Genomic DNA, 18,115 nt, shown 5'->3' with positions numbered 1-18,115 from the left:
TTTCCTAATGTAAATGGAAGTCAGACGCCGCCGCGCGCCGTGGGTTCCGTCAATCGGCTATCGGCGTGACCGTTTCCTGATAGATCACCTTGACCAGTTGCAGCGTCGGCTGGCCGCCATCGGCCGCCGGCTCGCCCTGCAGTTTCAGGTAGTAGCGGTGGCCTGGCTCGGGTTGAAAGCCGCTGATGGCGCCGGCATAGCTCTGCCATGGCTGGTCTTCGCGATTGCGCAGCTGCAGGCAGGGCCCGCTGGCGCAGGCGCCGCTGGTGACGTACCAGTATTGCTCTCCGGGCGCGGGCTGCCATGCCGCTGCGGCCGGTTTGGCGGCGATAGCGGCCTGCGCCGCCGCGGCGTCGATCCGTTCGAAGCGGTATTCGGTTTTGCCGGCCCGCAAGGTCAGGTGCTGGCGGTCATCGGACGGCAGCAGCCGGAACGGCGCGCCCAGCAGTTTCAGCAGCGCCTGTTCGCGCTGCATGGTTTCTGGCGCGCAGGCCATGCGGGTGGTGGCTACCTGGTGCTTGCCGTCATGGTCTATGCCCAGGGTGAAGCGATTGCAGCCGGCGAAGCCGCTGATGCCGCCATCGGCGATGCTCAGCGTCGGCAGCGGAGCGGCCTGGGCGGGCGATTGCAGCCGCCATTCGGTGTGTTGCAGATCGGGCAGGGCTTGCGTCGGCAGCATCATGCTGCCGCTGATGAGAAGGGCGCTGAGGGAGGGCATGCTGTCTCCTGTTCTTGTCGAGCGAAGAATGCAAAAACGCCCGCCAGCGGCAGGCGTTGCTCAGCGCGGGCGGCGTCGTCAATGTACGGCGTTTTTCAGCAGGTCTTCCACCACTTTTTTCGCATCGCCGAACACCATCATGGTTTTATCCATGTAAAACAGCTCGTTATCCAACCCCGCATAGCCGGCGCTCATCGAACGTTTCACCACAATGACGTTGCGCGCCTTGTGCGCCTCCAGGATGGGCATGCCGTAGATCGGGCTGGCTTTGTCCTTCTGCGCAGCCGGGTTGACCACGTCGTTGGCGCCGATCACCAGCACCACGTCGGTGGTGGAGAAGTCGGCGTTGATTTCCTCCATTTCCAGCACCTGCTCGTACGGTACTTCGGCCTCGGCCAGCAGCACGTTCATGTGGCCCGGCATGCGGCCGGCCACCGGATGGATGGCGTAGCGGACGCTGACGCCCTTTTCGTGCAACAGTTCGGCGAACTCCTGCAAGGCGTGTTGGGCGCGGGAAACCGCCAGGCCGTAGCCGGGCACGATCACTACCTGGTCGGCGTTGGCCATCAGGAAGGCGGCGTCCTCGGCGCTGCCGGCCTTGTACGGCTTGGCCTCGCCCGGCCCGGGCGCTGGTCCGGCGGCCACTTCCGCGCCGAAGCCGCCCAGCAGCACGCTGACGATGGAGCGGTTCATCGCCTTGCACATGATGTAGGACAGGATGGCGCCGGATGAGCCGACGCAGGCGCCGGCGATGATCAGCACCGGGTTGTTCAGGGTGAAGCCGATGCCGGCCGCCGCCCAGCCGGAGTAGCTGTTCAGCATGGACACCACCACCGGCATGTCGGCGCCGCCGATCGGGATGATCAGCGTCACGCCCAGCACCAGCGCCACGGCCAGCATGGCGAGGAAGGCGGCCTGGCTGTCGGTGGCGAAATAGGCGAGGCCGAAGCCGAGCATGGCCAGCGCCAGGATCAGGTTCAGCAGGTGTTGGCCGGAGAAGCTCACCGCCTTGGCGCCAAAACGACCGGACAGCTTGCCGTAGGCGACGACCGAGGCGGTGAAGGTGATGGCGCCGATGAAGGCGCCGATGAACAACTCCACTTTTTGCACCGGCGTGTGCTCCACGCCGGCGTGGAAGATGGCGGCGACGGCGATCAGCACGGCCGACAGGCCCACCAGCGAGTGCATGGCGGCCACCAGCTCCGGCATGCCGGTCATTTCCACCGTGCGCGCCTTCCAGCCGCCTATCACCGCGCCGGCGGCGATGGCCCCGGCGATCAGCGCCAGCACCGGCTTGTCCAGGATCAGCAGGGTGGTCAGCACGGCGATGGCCATGCCGACGATGCCGTACAGATTGCCGCGCCGCGCCGAAGCCGGGCTGGACAGCCCCTTCAGCGCCAGGATGAACAGGACTGCGGCGACGAGGTAAAGAATCGCTGAAATATTCTGCATCGCTTAGCCCCTGTTCTTTTTCTTGAACATGTCCAGCATGCGCTGGGTCACCAGGAAGCCGCCGAAGATATTGATGCTGGCGAGGAAGATGGCGATGGTGCCCAGTACCGAGGTCAGGGTGATTTCCTGGCCGTTGATGTCCACCACCTGCAGCATGGCGCCGACGATGATGATGCCGGAGATGGCGTTGGTCACCGCCATCAGCGGGGTGTGCAGCGCCGGGGTGACGTTCCATACCACGTGGTAGCCGACGAAGATGGCCAGTACGAAGACGGTGAGGCTGGTGATGAAGGGGTCAACCATGTTGCGGCTCCTTATTCGTTTGCGCGGCGGGCTTGGCGGTGGTGCCGAAGCGCAGTTCGCCCTGATGGGTAATCAGCGTGGCCGCCAGCAGGTCGTCTTCCAGGTCGATTTTCAGCCCCTCGGCGCTCAGCAGCAGGCCGAGGAAGGTCAGGAGGTTGCGCGCGTACAGGCTGGAGGCGTCGGCGGCCACCATCGAAGGCAGATTGGTCAGGCCCACCAGATGCACGCCGTTGTCGGATTGCCAGGCCTCGCCAGCGCGGGTCAGTTCGCAGTTGCCGCCGGATTCGGCCGCCAGGTCCACGATCACCGAGCCCGGCCGCATCGCCGCCACGCTGGCGGCGGGCAACAGCACCGGAGCCGGCTTGCCGGGAATCAGCGCGGTGGTGATGACGATGTCGGCGGCGGCGGCGCGCTTGGCCAGCAGTTCGTTCTGCCGCGCCAGGAACTCGGGCGTCATCTCGCGGGCGTAGACGCCGGAACTGGCGGCCTTCTCCTCATCGCTCATCGGCACTTCGATGAACTTGGCGCCCAGCGATTCCACTTGCTCGCGGGTGGCGGGGCGCACATCGTAAGCCTCCACCACCGCGCCCAGCCGCTTGGCGGTGGCGATGGCCTGCAGGCCGGCCACGCCGACGCCCAGCACCAGCACGCGGGCCGCCTTCACCGTGCCGGCGGCGGTCATCAGCATGGGCATGAAGCGCGGATAGAACTGGCAGGCCAGCAGCACGGCCTTGTAGCCGGCGATATTGTTCTGGCTGGACAGCACGTCCATGCTCTGCGCGCGGGTGGTGCGCGGCAGCAGCTCCAGCGCGAAGGCCGACACGCGCTTGGCCGCCAGTTGCGGCAGCAGCGGGTTGTGGTAGGGCGACAACATGCCCGCCAACACGGCGCCGGATTTCAGCGCGTCGAGGTCGGCGGCGTCGGGCGAGCCCACGCACAGCACGATGTCGGCGCCGGACAGCAGCGCGGGGCGCTGTTCGACGATGCTTGCGCCGGCCTCGCGATAGGCGGCATCGGGGATGGCCGCGGCCTTGCCGGCGCCGGCTTCCACCGCGACGGTGTGGCCGGCGGCGGCCAGTTTCTTCACCGTCTCCGGCGTGGCCGCGACACGGTGTTCTCCGGCCAGCCGTTCGGCTGGTATGGCGATGTGCATCTCTGGATCTCCTGCAAATGGATGGGAATTCAGGATCTTGAACGGCCGTGCGCGGCGTTTTCGAACGGCTGTTTGAAAATGATTAAAAGCATGTTGCAGTGCATTATGCAAGCCATATATTGGCTACCGTATATCGTCTGACATAGTGGCCAGGGCGGGAAACGGCGCAGGGCGGAGGCGGTTTGCCATGATTAAAACGGATTGATATTCAAATATCATGAAAATTGGTTTGTGCGGCGCGCGGAGGCCTGGCGGCGCCGGGGAACCACCGTAATCGTCACGCCGCCGCGGTGTAAAGCCGGGAAAACCGCGTAAACCGCAAAAGTTTGCGCCGGATCAGAGGCGGTCTATTGGCCGCTGCCGCGATACAGGTCCAGTTTGAAGCGCTCCAGCGTGCCGTCGGCGCGCAGCTTGGCCAGGCCCGCGTTGAAGCGGGCCATCAGTTGCTCGTTGCGCGGCGAGCGTTGCATCAGCAGGTGGCCGTACTGGATGCTGAACGGGCGGGCTTCGGTGGTGACCAGATCGTGCGCGCCGCGCGGGAAAGCGTCGGAGGACAGCAGTTGCCAGCCGGTAAATTCGTCCAAGGGGAAGAGTTCTATGCGGCCGGCCAGCAGCTTCAGCAGATTGGTCTTGTCGTCATTGGCTTCCTCCACCGACAACACGCCTTGCTTGGCCAGTTGCCGGAATTCGGCGGTATAGGTGTAGCCGCGGGTGGCGCCGAAGCGCAGGGTGCTCAGCTCGCGCAGCTTCTGCCAGCGCGGCATCGCCAGATCCTTGCGGTGGAACAGCAATTCGCGGTGCTCGGAGATCGGCTCGCTGTATAGGAATTCCTGCGCCTTGGCCGGATCGTCGTACCAAAAGGAGCTGGCCCCCACGTCGCCGTTGCGCAGCGATTCCAGCGCCCGCGCCCACGGCATGAAATGGAAGCGCACCTGTATGCCTTCGCGGGCGAAGGCCTCGCGCACCACCCGGCTGACGAAGCCTTGCTGCGCCAATTGCTCGCCGCTCCATGGCGCGTATTCTCCGGTGGAGATCAGCAGCTCGGCGGCCAGCGCGGAAGCGGCCCATGCGCATAGCCATAGCAGGCGCAGGATGGCCAGCAAGAGTTTCATGGCGGACTCGGTTCGGATCGACTCATCCTAAAGTTATACACCGTGCCGAATATTTTCTGTTTGAATGTATTGATTCGTATGAATCTGTCGCGCCGGCTCGCCGGCTGGCTTGCTATGATCGCGACATGAGCCACGGTTGAGGAGGCCGCTTGCTATCCCTGATGACGCCATTGCCGGATTTCCGCAATCTGGGCGTGATGCTGCGCGTCCTGCTATTGCCTTTGCTGCTGTTGTGCGCCGATGGGCTGCTGGCGCTGGGCGCTCCGGAGCCTTTGTGGCATTGGCTGCAGACGGCGCTGGCCATCGTGCCCGGCAGCCTGTTGACGCTGGCGCTGCTGGCGTTGGCCCAACCATGGCTGGCCAGGCAAAGGCTGGGGCCGCTGTGGGCGCTGGCGCTGACCGGCGGCAGTTTCGCGCTGTGCCAGTACGCGCTGCGCGGCGAACTGGGCCAGGCCTGGGCCGCGCCGTGGGTAGCCGCGCTGGCGGCGGCGCTGTTATTGCATTACCTGTCGCTGCGGCAGCGCGCCTTGTCGCCGGCGCTGGCCGAGGCCAGGCTGGCGGCCTTGCAGGCGCGCATCCGGCCGCATTTCCTGTTCAATACGCTGAACGCGGCGATTGCGTTGATCCGGCTGCAGCCCGCCAAGGCGGAAAGCGTGCTGGAGAATCTGTCGGACCTGTTCCGGGCGCAGATGGCGGACCCGGCGCGCGCGTCGACGCTGGCGCGCGAGGTGGAGCTGGCGCGGATGTATCTGGCGATAGAGTCGGAGCGGCTGGGGCCGCGCCTGCGCGTGGCGTGGCAACTGGATGCGCCGCAGGATGCGGCGCTGCCGCCGCTGATTCTGCAGCCCTTGGTGGAAAACGCCGTCTATCACGGCGCGGAACGGCTGGCCGGCGAGGTGGAGATCCGGGTGGCGGCGCGCCTGGCCGGCGGCTTGCTGGAGCTGGCGCTGGACAACCCGGTGCCGGACGAGTCCGACGCCGCCAGCCCCGGCAGCGGCATGGCTTTGTCCAATCTGCGCGAGCGCCTGGCCTTGTTTTTCGACGCCGAGGCCAGCCTGGTCACCGAGCGCCGCGGCGACCGCTACCATACCCGCCTGCGCCTGCCGTACCGGCGGGCGGCTGAATGAGACAACTCGGGAGTCCTGCATGGAAAAGAACCGTTTGGAGGCGTTCAGCGACGGCGTGATCGCCATCATCATCACCATCATGGTGCTGGAGCTGAAAGTACCGCATGGCACCGACTGGCAGGCGCTGGCGCCGTTGCTGCCGGTGTTTCTGAGCTATCTGCTCAGCTTCGTCTACGTCGGCATTTATTGGAACAACCACCATCATTTCTACCATGCCACCCGCCGCATCGACGGTCGCGTGCTGTGGGCCAATCTGCACTTGCTGTTCTGGCTGTCGCTGATTCCCTTCGTCACCGGCTGGATGGGGCAGAACCATTACGAGCCGCTGCCGGTGGCGCTGTACGGCGCGGTGCTGCTGATGTGCTCCATCGCCTGGTGGATCATGCAGCAGGCGCTGCTGTGCCTGCCGGGCAACCGCACGCGGCTGTCGGAGGCGCTGGGCGGCGACATCAAGGGCAAGCTCTCGCCCGTGTGCTATCTGCTGGCCATCGCCTCGGCCTGGTGGCATCCCTGGCTGGCCGGCGCGCTGTACCTGGCGGTGGCCTTGATGTGGCTGGTGCCGGACCGGCGCATCGAGTGCATGTTGTACGAGGAGGGCGGGGACTGAAGCGCGTGGCGGCGGCAGCCGTATTCGTTTAAAATGTCGCTATCCATCCATCAGGGGGTAGGTACCATGTACCAGTCCGATTTCACCAAGTTCATCAATGGCTTCCTGGAAAAGAACCCGGAAGTGGACAACGAGCGCCGCGAGCTGCGCCTGACGCTGTGGGACCGCCAGGTCGACCTGGACGACCAGCGCCGCTGGAAGGAGTCGCGCGTGCCGCAGAAGCCTTACGTCTACCAGCCGGAATAAGCCCCGGCCGGACCCGATCGACGCCCTATGCGGGCGTTTTGTCATTTCTGGAAAGCCCATCATGACCCGCCGCACCGTGGCGCTGGACAGCGCCCTCTCCGATTATCTGTTCGACATCGCCGTCACCGAGCATCCGGTGCAGCGCGAGCTGCGCGAATTCACCGCCGGCCACCGCCTGGCCAAGATGCAGATCTCGCCGGACCAAGGCCAGTTCATGGGCTGGCTGGCGCGGCTGATCGGCGCGCGCCGCTATCTGGAGATCGGCGTGTTCACCGGCTACAGCGCGCTGACCGTGGCGCTGGCGATGCCAGAGGATGGCGCGGTGGTGGCCTGCGACGTCAGCGAAACCTTCACCAACATCGCCCGCGAATATTGGCAAAAAGCCGGGGTAGCGGAGCGCATCGACTTGCGGCTGCAACCCGCGCTCGCCACGCTGCGCGAACTACTGGACGCCGGCCGCGCCGGCAGTTTCGACCTCGCCTTCATCGACGCCGACAAGCCAAGCTACCTCGATTACTACGAAGCCTGTCTCGAACTGGTGCGGCCGGGCGGCGTCATCGCCATCGACAATATCTTCCTGTCCGGCCGCGTGGTGGAGCCCAAGCCGGAAGACCCGCCCGGCGTGCATCTGGTGCATGCCTTCAACGCCAGCCTGAAGACCGATCCGCGCGTCAATATGTGCGTGCTGCCGATAGGCGATGGTTTGACGCTGTGCTCGCGGCGTTAAACGCGTGGCATGAACTTTCGATGAATCCACGCAGTCTGAAACGTTTTGGCCGCAGCATCGACACCATTGCCGATGCTATGATGGCCATTTGACCGAGCCGAATCTGAATCCGTCATGCTGAATCGCCGTCCCCGCCGCCAGATGAACCAGATGAACGTCGTGCCCTACATCGACGTGATGCTGGTGCTGCTGGTGATTTTCATGGTCACCGCCCCGATGTTCACCCCCGGCGTGATCGATGTGCCCAGCGTGTCCCAAGCCGCGTCCATCGATGTGCGGCCGCTGGAAGTCACCGTGGACGCCACCGGCAAGATCGAGCTGATAGACGGCGAGCAGAAAACCCGCGTCGACTCGCTGGACGATCTGGCCAGCCAGTTGCAGGCGTTGGCCGGCAACGAACAGCGTCCGGTGGCGATCTCCGCCGATGCCAACCTCAAATACGCTGAAGTGGTGAAGATCGCCGATCGCCTGCACCAGGCAGGCATCAAGCGCGTGGCGCTGACCGTCAAACAAACGCCCAAGCAATGAGTTCGCAATCGTCTTCCTCGCTGCGCCCCTGGACCCTGATCGCCTCGGCGCTGTTTCACGCTGCAGTGATCGGCCTGCTGCTGTGGGGTGGTTTCCAGTCATCGGAGCCGCAGAATCCCGCGCCGCTGGCCCTGGAGCTGTGGACGACCGCGCCGCCGCCGCCGGCGACGATTACCGCGCCGGTGACGCCGCCTCCCGCGCCACAACCGGCGCCTGAGCCGCAACCAGCGGTGGCGACGCCGCCGGCCGAGGTGAATCTGGGCAAGAAAACGCCGCCCAAGCCCGAAGTGGTCAAGCCGGAACCCAAGCCGCCGGCCGAACCCAAGCCGGAACCGAAAAAGCCTAAGCCGGAGCCCAAGTCTGTCGAGCCGGAACCCAAACCGCACGACAAGGCCAAGCCGGCGCAGAAGGCGCCAGAGAAGAAAGAGCCGAAGGTCGCGCAGACGCCGCCTGCGGCGAAACCTGGACACCGGACGGCCAAAGCCTATAACAGCGAGGCGGATGATTTATTGTCCAGCTTGGACAGCACGCGCACCAGCGGCAAGCCGAACGCGCGCAGCGACCAGGCCGGCAGCAAGAACGGCGTGGCCGGCGGCGCGGTCAACGGCTCCGGCGTCAGCGCCGGCTGGATCGACATGGTCAAGGCCAAGGTGACGCCCTTGGTGCAGATTCCGCCAGCCATGGCCGGCAATCCGGAAGCGCAGCTGCGGGTGACGCTGCTGCCCACGCTGGAAGTGAAGTCGGTGCAGCTGGTGAAAAGCAGCGGCGTGCCGGCTTACGACGATGCCGTGCAAAGAGCGGTGTGGGAAGCCAAGACTTTTCCGAAACTGCCGGCCGGCGCCAATTTCAATGATGGTTACCGGACATTTGTCCTGAAATTCCGTCCGCGTTGAACGGACAAAGCGAAGACTTGAGGAAAACATGCCCAGTTTGAAAGCCCTGTTGCGGGGCGTGCTGGTGGCGGCGATGCTGGTCGCCGGCAGCGCGCGCGCCGAACTGAACATCGAGATCGTCGGCGGCGGCGCCAGCCGCCACGCCATTGCCGTGGTGCCGTTCAAGGACGAAGGGCCGACCCAGGGCAACCTGACGCCGGTGATCCGCAATGACCTGGCCTTGTCCGGCGCCTTCCGCCTGGTGGACCCGTCCGCCGTCGCCAATGTGCCGTTCGTCCCGGCGGACGTGCGCTATCCGCTGTGGCAGGCGGCAGGGGCCCAGTCCATCGCCATCGGCAAGGTGGAAAACGCGGCTGGGGGCCAGATCAAGATCAGCTTCCGGCTGATGGACGTGTCGCAGCAGAAGCAGCTGACCGGCGGGGAGTTCACGGTGACGCCGGACCGCAGCCGCCAGGTGGCGCACGCCATCGCCGACCTGATCTACGAGGCCATCACCGGGCAGAAGGGCTTCTTCAACACCCGACTCGCCTATGTGCTGAAGAGCGGCCGCAGCTACGCGCTGCAGATTTCCGACGTGGACGGCCAGCGCAGCCAGACTATCCTGCGCTCGACCGAACCGATCATTTCGCCTAGCTGGAGTCCGAACGGCCGCTATATTGCTTATGTGTCGTTCGCCAGCCAGAAGCCGGTGGTATGGGTGCAGGATCTGGCCACCGGCCAGCGTCGCGCCGTTGCCAACTTCAAGGGCAGCAATTCCGCGCCGGCCTGGAGCCCGGACGGCAGCAAGCTGGCCGTGGTGCTGACCACAAGCGGCAATTCGCAAATCTACATTATCAGCGCCGACGGCGGCGCGGCGCGGCGGTTGATGTACAACGGCGGCATCGACACCGAGCCGTCCTTCAGTCCGGACGGCTCCATGGTGTATTTCGTGTCCGATCGCAGCGGCAATCCGCAGATCTATCGCGTGCCGGTGAACGGCGGCGACGCCCAGCGCGTCACCTGGGAAGGGAATTACAATGTTTCGCCCAAATTGTCGCCCGATGGCAAGACGCTGGTCTATATTCGTCGCGCCGCCGGCAATTTCCGTGTGATGTCGCAGGATTTGGCAACTAATGACACGCGTCTATTGTCAGATGGAAGTTACAGTGAGCGCCCCAGCTTCGCGCCGAATGGCCGCATGGTGCTGTACTCCAGCGACGCAGGCGGACACAGCGTGCTGTACGCGGCCACCGCCGACGGCAGCAGCAAGGTGAAACTGGCAGTGCTTAACGGTGATGTACAGGACCCGGCATGGGGTCCATTCAACAATCCTTGATCGGGAGCCAAATGATGAATCTGAAACAACTCGCCCTTGCTTCTGCAGTCGCTACCCTGCTGGCCGCTTGCGCCAGCACCAAACCGGCCGAAGCCCCGGCCGCTCCGGTTACCCAAGCCCCGCAGACCCAGGCTCCGGTAACGGCTCCGGCCACCCAGAGCAATGCGGCGATGGACCCGCTGAACGACCCGAACAGCCCGCTGGCCAAGCGCAGCGTCTACTTCGCCTTCGATTCCTCCGCCGTTGACGGCGAAGGCAAGACCACCGTGGCCAACCACGCTGAGTACCTGAAGGGCCAGGCGGACAAGAAAGTGATCATCCAGGGCAATACCGACGCCCGCGGCAGCCGCGAATACAACCTGGCCTTGGGCCAGCGCCGCGCCGAGAGCGTGAAGCACGCGATGGAAGTGCTGGGCGTGAAGGAACAGCAGCTGGAAGCGGTCAGCTTCGGCAAGGAAAAGCCTAAGGCTACCGGCCACACCGAAGCCGATTACGCCGAGAACCGTCGCGCCGACATCGTTTATCAGGGCCAGTAAGCGCCTGCCGCGGGGGGCCGCATAGGCTGCCCGCCGTTGTCACTCCTGCCGGATATCAAGGGGCGGGCTGCCAAGCGGCGGCCAAACCGCTATGATATCCGGCAGTCTTCATCCATCGGAAAGCCCATGAATCGCATCGCCATCAGTAGCGCCCTGCTGTTGACGCTGGCTGGCTGCGCCAGCACCAGCGACCTGGAAGCCACCCGCCGCCAACTGGACCAAGTGAACCAGCAGGCGACGACGCGCATCGCCGCGGTGGAGAGCAAGCTGTCCAATGAAAAGCTGCTGGAAATGGTCAGCCAGGTGGACAACCTGAAGGCCGAAGTCGCCAAGCTGCGCGGCGACATCGAAGTGCTGAACTACAATCTGCAAACCACGCAGAAGCGACAGAACGACCTGTACAACGACCTGGACGGCCGTCTGGGACGTCTGGAAGGCACCGGCAAGCACGATGCCTCGCAACCGGCTGCAGCCGCTCAGCAGCAGGCCGCTGCCGGCGACAGCCAGGCCTCGCCGGATTACGACAAGGCGCTGAATCTGCTGCGCGCGCGCGACTTTCCCAATGCCGTCAACGCGCTGTCGCTGTTCATCCAGCAGAACCCGCAAGCGCCGCAAGCGGCCGAGGCCGCATACTGGCTGGGCGTCGCCCACACCGCCTTGCGCCAGTACGACGCCGCCATCGACATCCACCGCCGCTTCGTCGAGCAATACCCCAACAACCATTTCGCGCCGGACGCGCTGCGCAACATCGGCAACTGCCAACGCGATTTGGGACAGGTGGATCAGGCCAAGAACACCTATCGCCGCCTGATCAAGCTCTATCCGAAGAGCGACGCCGCGCTGAAGGCCAAGCAAGCGTTGGCCAGAATGTAATATCTCCGCGCGCTCCCGCCGCCGGGCGGGAGCGGGCCGCTTTGTCTCCTCCTTGTTTCCTCCTGCCTGTTCCAGCAAGCCAGCCACTCTGCGTCATATATGTTGTCTCATCGCCACGGTCCGCAACCGGGAAGTGGACGAATCTATATTTGCAATGATATTGTCATTGAATTGATGTGAATATCATACTTAAAACATAACTCTACGCCCGGCATCAGATCGAGCGGGAGGCTTCGCTCAGGCAACCATCCACTTCGATTCCACCGGCTCAGCGCCGGCAAAGGGACTGAATGCATATGTTGTCACCGCAGCCGCGCCGCGCGCCTGGAGAAACAGACGCGCCTCCCCAGTTGAACGAGGAGCAAAGGCGCAGCCAGATATCGTCTGGCCACCGCCTGATACGCCTGGTCCGTCAGAAGCGTTTCCATCTGTATTCGAAGGCCGAATTCCATACCCGCGCCGTGCGTTTGCCAGCGGACTACTGGCTGCACCATTTCGTGCCGGCCTTGCGCGCCGGCATGAACGAGACCATGGCCCAGCGGGTCAGCGCGGCGGTGGCTAGGGCGCGCAAGAACGCTGGTTTGTATGGCGTCGCCAAGCCCGGCGTGGCCGAGTTCATCGCCGAGGCCTTCTTCGACAACTGGTGGTTCAAGGCCAAGGAGGACAATATGTCGCGCGCGGCTCTGCGCGACCGCGTCCGCGAGCTGATCGCCCAAGGCAAGCCCATCCGCTTGCACCTGCCCATCCTGTCGCGCAAGCCGTTCAGTCCGGTCAAGAACCGCGGGCCGCTGCCGGACCTCGCCGAATTGCATACGCTGGCGCGTTGCGCCGAGGCGGCCCAGGTGATTCATGCGCTCAGCCCCACTGGTTGCCAGTTCGTCATCCTGGCGGACGGTTTCAAGTACAACCGGGCCTGTCGGACGCCGGACGTCTTCGTGGCCGCCTACCAGGATGGTTTGCGCTACTGGATAGAACAGCTGGCGATTGGCGACATCGTCAAGCTGGAGAACTACGAGCAGTGGGTGGCGGCCGGCATTCCGGCAGCCCTGGCCGAGGAGCGGACTCGGCGTTATCAGGCGCACTGCCGCGAGCTGGAGGCGCGCTATGGCGCGCATTTCGACGCGGATGCGCTGGACGAGAGCATGGCGGCGCTCGAGCGGCTGGACGATGTCGGCGGCCAGCTGAGCTTCACTTTCTGGTCGGTGGTCGGCTCGGTGTATTACGAGGAGCTGTTCGCGTTGGCCGAGACGGATTCCTTCGCTGATCGCCATTACGGCGACGAGGTCCAGCAGCTGTATATCGCCTATCTGTCCTCGCTGCACCGCAATCTGGCCGAATACCGCTTCCAGGGACTGCATCTGCCCATGTTGGGTTATTTCCCGCCTGAGCGGACTCGCGAGCTGTTCCGCGCGCTGCGCCGGCAAGCTTGGGAGGCGGCGATCCGCTATGTCGCGATCTCGCTGACTGACCGAGACCTGGATGTCGTCCGGCGCATAGACGGCGACGCCATCAAGCTGACCATACACGGCAAGAAGGGCGAAGTGCATTTCCTGTCCGCCACCAAGCAGGATGTCAATATGACGGCCCAGCATTGCTGCGGCGGGGTTGCCGCGTCGGCGGAAGGCGCCAAGCTGACTTTCCGCTACCGGCTGGAGAGGGAGTCGCTGGGCGAGGTGCCAGTCCTGATCGAGCGCTTGCCGGATACGGCCTTCTACCGGGAAAAATACGGCGCGCTGCACGCGCTGCAAAAGCTGGATCAACCTATCTGCTACGCCTCCGCGGCAGAGCTGGCCGGCAATGGCCTGATGCACACCTTATTGCTGAGGAAGGGATGATATGACGACGAGCAATTTGTTCGCTGGGCGGGAGTTGTTGAGCGAGTCCAATCTGCACAAGGTTTTCTCCAGCGAGCTGGGCGGCAGCCTCAGTCTGGAGCCGCGCGCGGAGTCGGCCAGCATTTCCGCCGATGGCGTGAAGGAAATGCTAGGCAGCTGGCGCGCCGCCATCGAGCGGGAAGCCGTCGCGCTGGCCCGGCTGGCGCCGAGCGCGCTGACCGACTTGCCGCCTGGCTGCCTGTATGAGCATCAGGACCAGCCTGACTGGCTGCTGGCGGCGCAGGCATGCGAGATTTTCCGCAATCCCATCGTCAGCAAGAACGCCGGGCGGCTGGACGTCAAGGCGCTGCAGCGCAATATCCGCGCTTGGCTGGGCCGCGACGGCGAGCCGACTCTTGTCATCGGCTGGGGCCAGCCCAAGCGTTCTGCCGGTGGCCTGAAAGCTTTCGGCCCCTATGCCGATCTGGCGGAAATGTACGCTATCGGCCGCTTGCTGGTGATCGTCAAGGCGCTGGAGAAGATGGCGGGCCGCCCCATCAAACTGGCTGTGCTGACCGGCGGCAGCCGTTTTTTCGAAGCGTTTTTCACCCGGCCGGAGCTGACGCTGCGCTACGACCAGCAGCGTCAAGCCATTGCCGACGCGCTGGCCGGTCCCGGCGTGATCGAGTTCCAGGCTTATTCGCAGGCGGTGGGCGACGGCGGCCATACCGCCATTTCCGGCGAGCGTGCCGTCAAATTCCGACAGGCGCTGGCCGGCGTGTCCGATGAAATGGCCGCCGCCAAGTTTGGAACCGTGCTGCTGAATGTCGACTGGGAGCACATATTCGCCCCGGACCCGGCGCAGCGCCAAAAGGCTCCGCATGGCCTGCCGCTGCCGGACAGCGTGGCGGCCTGGTTGGCGACGGGCGATGCCAATCGCCTGGTGCGGGCCGCTGTCACCAGCCTGATCTCGCCGCGCCACCAGGCCGCCTGTCTGGACATGATAGGCAGCGAAACCGTGCTGGAGGACGCCATCTCCTTCATCCAGAGCGTGGCGTGGGAGTCCACCCGCAAATACATCGCCCTGCACCTGATGGATGGCGGCGACGAGACGGCGGGTGCGTCGGAGGCCAGCGGCCGCAACGCGCTGCGGCTGACCGTGCATGAGAAGGACAAGCTGCGCGATATGCCGGCCATCTTCACGCTGGGGCCGCGCGGCGGCAATCAGCTGTCCCAGCATGTGCTGGCCATGGTGGGGGAGCGCGGCGAGACCGTTTTCGGCGCTTACGCGGAATTCTGGGCCGGCCCGGCACGGGCGGTGCGCCTGGAGCCGCAGGGCGACTATCCGGTGTTCGCCTGGCTGGCGGAGTCGGGGCAGCCGCTGTGCCTGTCGTCGGTGGCCGACGAGGCGTTGTTGCAAGCGTTGTGCCGCGCCTCGGCCGCGGCTTGAGCGGGAGCGGGCATGAGCGATGACATGATGAACACGCCGGCGGACGCAGGCCTGGCCCTGTTCGATCTGGACGGCACGCTGGTGGACACGCTGGACGATGTGGCGATGGCGATGAACCGGGCGTTGCGCGAGCTGGGCCTGCCTGAGGCGGAGACGGCGCTGGCCCGGGAATGTCTGGGGCTGGGTGGATTGGCGTTCCCGCGGGCCGCGCTGGCGCGAGCGGGGCGCGAGGGCGAGGCGCTGCTCGCCGACCTCAACGCGCGCTATCTGGAGCATTACGCGCAGAGCCTGGCCGAGCATTCCCGTTTGTATCCGGGCGCCGCCGCCGCGCTGGACGCGCTGGTTGCGCAGGGCGCGGCGCTGGGGCTATGCACCAATAAGCTGAGCCGCTTCACGTTGCCTCTGCTGGACAGCCTGGGCCTGGCCGGCCGGTTCGACGTCATCGTGTGCGGCGATACCCTGGACTGGAAGAAACCGGATCCGCGGCCGCTATTGCACGCGGTCCAGCTGGTGGGGCGGGCGCCGGACGTAGCCGCCCTGGTCGGCGACACCGCAATAGACCGCCAGGCCGCCCAGGCAGCTGGCATGCGCTTCATTCACGCGCGCCATGGCTATGGCGAAGGGCTGGACGGCGAGGCATGGTCCGTGGGGGCGCTGGGCGAGCTGCCGGCGCTATGGGCCGATTTCATCACCGGCGCGGCGCGGCGCCGCGCCATCGCTTGAAGAGGATGTCTTTCATGGAAAAGCCTTCCCGCGACATCCTGGTCCTGGCCCTGGGCCAGGCCTTGACCAGCACGGTGGTGTCCCTGCTGACTTCGGTGTCCAGCCTGTCCGGCGCCTATCTGGCGCCGGAACGCTCGCTGAGCACGCTGCCGGTCACTGCGACGGTGCTGGGCGCGTTGTTGATGATTTATCCGGCGTCGATGCTGATGGGGCGCATGGGCCGCCGCAGCGGCTTCATGTTCAAGGCCGGAATAGGGGTGCTGGGCGGCGTGGTTTGTTGCCTGGGCTTGTGGGCGCAGAGTTTCGCCACGCTGATCCTGGGCGCCTTCCTGCTGGGGATATTCAGCTCCTTCGGCCAGTATTACCGTTTTGCCGCCATAGACGCGGCGCGCACGCCGGAAGAACGCACCTCCGCCGTGTCCATCGTCACCGGCGCCGGGGTGGCCGGCGGCGTGACTGGGCCGTTCCTGGGCGGGCAATTCGCCGGCGCGCTGAGCGGCGTGCCGTATGCCGGCGCCTTCGCCGCGCTGGCCGCGGTGTGCGTGCTGCTGGCGCTGTCGCAGATGTGGCTGTCGACCGGGCTGGGCAAGCATGCGGACGCGCCGGGCGCCTCCGGCAGGCTGGACCTGCGCAGCGATTTCGCCAAGGCCAGCGCGCTGTGCGCGATAGGCTTCGCGGTGATGACGCTGGTGATGAACGCGACGCCGATTTCCTTGCAGATGTGCGGTTTCGGCGTGCAAATGTCCGCTCAGGTGTTGCAGGTCCACTTCGCGCTGATGTATCTGCCCTCGCTGTTCAATCCGACGCTGGTGCGCTGGTTCGGATTGCGCGGGCTGGTCGCGGCCGGCATCGCGATCAGCGCCGCCGGTTGCCTGATGACGCTGCTGCCCACGCAGAGCTACGCCGTCTATATGGCGGAGCTGGCGCTGTCCGGCATAGGCTGGAACTTCATCTTCAACGGCGGCACCCTGCTGTTGGCCAATACCTATCCCGCCTCGCTGCGGGTCAAGGCGCAGGGCATCAATTCGCTGGTGGTGTACAGCGCCAATGTGCTGGCCTCGTTCGGGGCCGGCGCCTTCATGGCCTTCTATGGCTGGCAAGTGGTCAACGCGGTTTGCCTGCCCTTGCTGGCCGTGGCCGCGCTGGTGTTGCGCTCGGGTCAAGAAAGCGCGCGCAAGGCGTATTCCAGGGGCGCGTGAGCGGGGGCGGCGGTTCCGCATGCGTCATCCCTGTTGCCAGCCATAAGCAAGTGGTGCGCGGCATAGGCGCGCCACGGCCGCCAGTTTTCCATTCTGGCGGGCGACAAATCCGCGGTTTTGCCTTCCCGTGCGAGCAGGGCGGCTTGCCAGTCCGGCACGGGCGGCAGCCGGTCTGGCCCGTCGGGCGGCGGCGGCTCGGCCGATTCCGGCAGCGCGAAGCGCAAGGCGGGAAAGGCGGGATGGGACAGCGGCTGGCCGCGCGTTTCCAGCCACTCCAGCCTGTCCGGGATCGAAAGCTGGCGGAAGCGGATTTCCTCGCCATCCCAGACGCCGGGCAGCCGCAAGCCGGTTTGCCGCGGGACCAGCTTCGCCAACAAGGGGTCTTGCGCCAGTTGACGCTCTATCGGTTCCATATCCGCCGCAAGGTCGAACATGGCCCTGACGCGCGCCAGCAGCTGCGGCAAGGCGCGCAGACGGGGAAGGTGCAGGCCGACACGCAGGGCGTGCTGGCGCGGCTCGTGGCTTACCGTCAGCACCCCGCATTCGCCATCCTGGGCGATGGCGCGGACATAGGATTCTTCCCGCACGATCTCCAACCCGGGAACGGCTTGTCGCCGCAGGTAATCCAGCATGGCTTGCCAGTGGTAGGGCGGACGATAGCGCAGCAGTAGGCTGATATGGTCTGACGCCGCTGCCGCGGCGTCGATGTCGCGGCGCAACGCGCCAGGAGGACGGCGATACAGCTGCTGGAACACTTCGTTGAAGCGACGCACGCTGCCGAAGCCGGCGGCAAAAGCGATGTCGGTCAGCGGCATGCGGGTCTCATGGATCAGTTGCTTGGCCAGCAGTATCCGGCGCGTTTGCGCCACGGCTTGCGGCGAAGCGCCCACATATTGCGCGAATAGCCGGCGCAATTGCCGCTCGCCCACGCCCAGCTTATCCGTCAGCAGGGACAGACCGGCTTCGTCCAGGGCGCCTTGCTCGATCAGCGCCAACGCGCGCGCCACGGTATGGGAGTGGCCGCTGTTGGAGACGCCGCGCCAAGCGCCGGAGTCCGGCGCGGCTTCCGGCCGGCAGCGCAGGCAGGGACGGAAGCCCGCCTCCTGCGCGGCGGCGGCTGTCGGATAGAAGTCCACGTTTTCGCGGCGCGCGGTGCGAGCAGGGCAGATCGGCCGGCAGTAGATGCCGGTGGTGCGCACGCCGATGAAGAAGCGGCCGTCGAAGCGGACATCGCGGCTGGCCAGCGCGCGATAGCAAGTATCGGGATCGAATTCCATCGCCTGATGATCGCGCCAATTCCCCGTCGCAGCCAGCGGTTTTCGGACCCGAATAGCGGGCG

At 65.4% G+C, this 18,115-nt stretch carries 19 protein-coding genes; 13 read left to right on the top strand and 6 right to left on the bottom strand.

From position 1 onward, the window contains the following. Window positions 1-49: 49 nt before the first annotated feature. The 5 genes from C2134_RS20065 to C2134_RS20045 form a co-directional block, all read right to left on the bottom strand. Window positions 50-718 carry an META and DUF4377 domain-containing protein gene (locus C2134_RS20065; protein WP_103321833.1) on the bottom strand — a complete coding sequence of 223 codons (669 nt, stop codon included), beginning with the start codon at window positions 716-718 and terminating at the stop codon, window positions 50-52. Between the two features lie 78 nt (window positions 719-796). Beyond that, a complete protein-coding gene (locus C2134_RS20060) occupies window positions 797-2,170 on the bottom strand; it encodes an NAD(P)(+) transhydrogenase (Re/Si-specific) subunit beta (RefSeq protein WP_103321832.1) in 1,374 nt (457 codons plus the stop codon). A gap of 3 nt (window positions 2,171-2,173) precedes the next feature. Then, window positions 2,174-2,473, bottom strand: a complete 300-nt coding sequence (locus C2134_RS20055; protein ID WP_103321831.1) for a proton-translocating transhydrogenase family protein — start codon at window positions 2,471-2,473, stop codon at window positions 2,174-2,176. Next, entirely contained in the window at window positions 2,466-3,626 is a 1,161-nt protein-coding gene (locus C2134_RS20050) for a Re/Si-specific NAD(P)(+) transhydrogenase subunit alpha (RefSeq protein WP_103321830.1), read from the bottom strand. The genes C2134_RS20055 and C2134_RS20050 overlap by 8 nt, the downstream gene beginning before the upstream one ends. 347 nt (window positions 3,627-3,973) lie before the next feature. Then, window positions 3,974-4,738, bottom strand: a complete 765-nt coding sequence (locus tag C2134_RS20045; RefSeq protein WP_103321829.1) for a substrate-binding periplasmic protein — start codon at window positions 4,736-4,738, stop codon at window positions 3,974-3,976. Between the two features lie 149 nt (window positions 4,739-4,887). Here C2134_RS20045 and C2134_RS20040 point away from each other — a divergent pair, with 149 nt between their 5' ends. The 13 genes from C2134_RS20040 to C2134_RS19980 all read left to right on the top strand — a co-directional run bounded on the left by C2134_RS20040 (window position 4,888) and on the right by C2134_RS19980 (window position 16,776). After that, the gene (locus C2134_RS20040) at window positions 4,888-5,865 is read left to right on the top strand and encodes a sensor histidine kinase (protein ID WP_146042232.1); all 978 of its coding nucleotides are present in this window, start codon (window positions 4,888-4,890) and stop codon (window positions 5,863-5,865) included. A gap of 19 nt (window positions 5,866-5,884) precedes the next feature. Further along, on the top strand, window positions 5,885-6,472 hold the full coding sequence (locus tag C2134_RS20035; RefSeq protein WP_103321827.1) for a TMEM175 family protein: 588 nt from the start codon (window positions 5,885-5,887) through the stop codon (window positions 6,470-6,472). Between the two features lie 66 nt (window positions 6,473-6,538). Beyond that, on the top strand, window positions 6,539-6,718 hold the full coding sequence (locus C2134_RS20030; RefSeq protein ID WP_043627403.1) for a DUF3460 family protein: 180 nt from the start codon (window positions 6,539-6,541) through the stop codon (window positions 6,716-6,718). 61 nt (window positions 6,719-6,779) lie between these two features. Continuing rightward, the gene (locus C2134_RS20025) at window positions 6,780-7,445 is read left to right on the top strand and encodes a class I SAM-dependent methyltransferase (RefSeq protein WP_103321826.1); all 666 of its coding nucleotides are present in this window, start codon (window positions 6,780-6,782) and stop codon (window positions 7,443-7,445) included. A gap of 114 nt (window positions 7,446-7,559) precedes the next feature. Then, window positions 7,560-7,973, top strand: a complete 414-nt coding sequence (locus tag C2134_RS20020) for an ExbD/TolR family protein (protein ID WP_103321825.1) — start codon at window positions 7,560-7,562, stop codon at window positions 7,971-7,973. After that, window positions 7,970-8,866: a cell envelope integrity protein TolA gene (gene tolA, locus C2134_RS20015; RefSeq protein WP_103321824.1), complete on the top strand. Its 897-nt coding sequence runs from the start codon at window positions 7,970-7,972 to the stop codon at window positions 8,864-8,866. The genes C2134_RS20020 and tolA overlap by 4 nt, the downstream gene beginning before the upstream one ends. 28 nt (window positions 8,867-8,894) lie before the next feature. Further along, window positions 8,895-10,181 carry a Tol-Pal system beta propeller repeat protein TolB gene (gene tolB / locus C2134_RS20010; protein ID WP_103321823.1) on the top strand — a complete coding sequence of 429 codons (1,287 nt, stop codon included), beginning with the start codon at window positions 8,895-8,897 and terminating at the stop codon, window positions 10,179-10,181. A gap of 14 nt (window positions 10,182-10,195) precedes the next feature. Next, window positions 10,196-10,717 (top strand): peptidoglycan-associated lipoprotein Pal, encoded by a 522-nt coding sequence (pal, locus tag C2134_RS20005; RefSeq protein WP_103321822.1) that lies wholly within the window; start codon window positions 10,196-10,198, stop codon window positions 10,715-10,717. A gap of 126 nt (window positions 10,718-10,843) precedes the next feature. Continuing rightward, the gene (gene ybgF, locus C2134_RS20000) at window positions 10,844-11,590 is read left to right on the top strand and encodes a tol-pal system protein YbgF (RefSeq protein ID WP_103321821.1); all 747 of its coding nucleotides are present in this window, start codon (window positions 10,844-10,846) and stop codon (window positions 11,588-11,590) included. Between the two features lie 290 nt (window positions 11,591-11,880). After that, window positions 11,881-13,425, top strand: a complete 1,545-nt coding sequence (locus C2134_RS19995) for an L-tyrosine/L-tryptophan isonitrile synthase family protein (RefSeq protein WP_103321820.1) — start codon at window positions 11,881-11,883, stop codon at window positions 13,423-13,425. Between the two features lies 1 nt (window position 13,426). Beyond that, the gene (locus C2134_RS19990) at window positions 13,427-14,854 is read left to right on the top strand and encodes a hypothetical protein (protein WP_103321819.1); all 1,428 of its coding nucleotides are present in this window, start codon (window positions 13,427-13,429) and stop codon (window positions 14,852-14,854) included. Window positions 14,855-14,866: 12 nt separating this feature from the next. Continuing rightward, a complete protein-coding gene (locus C2134_RS19985; RefSeq protein WP_103321818.1) occupies window positions 14,867-15,577 on the top strand; it encodes an HAD-IA family hydrolase in 711 nt (236 codons plus the stop codon). A 14-nt stretch (window positions 15,578-15,591) separates the two neighbouring features. After that, the gene (locus C2134_RS19980) at window positions 15,592-16,776 is read left to right on the top strand and encodes an MFS transporter (RefSeq protein ID WP_158248834.1); all 1,185 of its coding nucleotides are present in this window, start codon (window positions 15,592-15,594) and stop codon (window positions 16,774-16,776) included. Here C2134_RS19980 and C2134_RS19975 read toward each other — a convergent pair. Further along, the gene (locus C2134_RS19975; RefSeq protein WP_103321816.1) at window positions 16,737-18,053 is read right to left on the bottom strand and encodes a bifunctional transcriptional activator/DNA repair enzyme AdaA; all 1,317 of its coding nucleotides are present in this window, start codon (window positions 18,051-18,053) and stop codon (window positions 16,737-16,739) included. The genes C2134_RS19980 and C2134_RS19975 overlap by 40 nt on opposite strands. Between the last annotated feature and the right edge of the window lie 62 nt (window positions 18,054-18,115).

This window comes from Chromobacterium sinusclupearum (assembly GCF_002902845.1).
In the GTDB taxonomy this organism is placed as follows: domain Bacteria; phylum Pseudomonadota; class Gammaproteobacteria; order Burkholderiales; family Chromobacteriaceae; genus Chromobacterium; species Chromobacterium sinusclupearum.
Note: the sequence above shows the minus strand (reverse complement) of the source record. Positions and strands in the feature narration are given on the sequence as shown.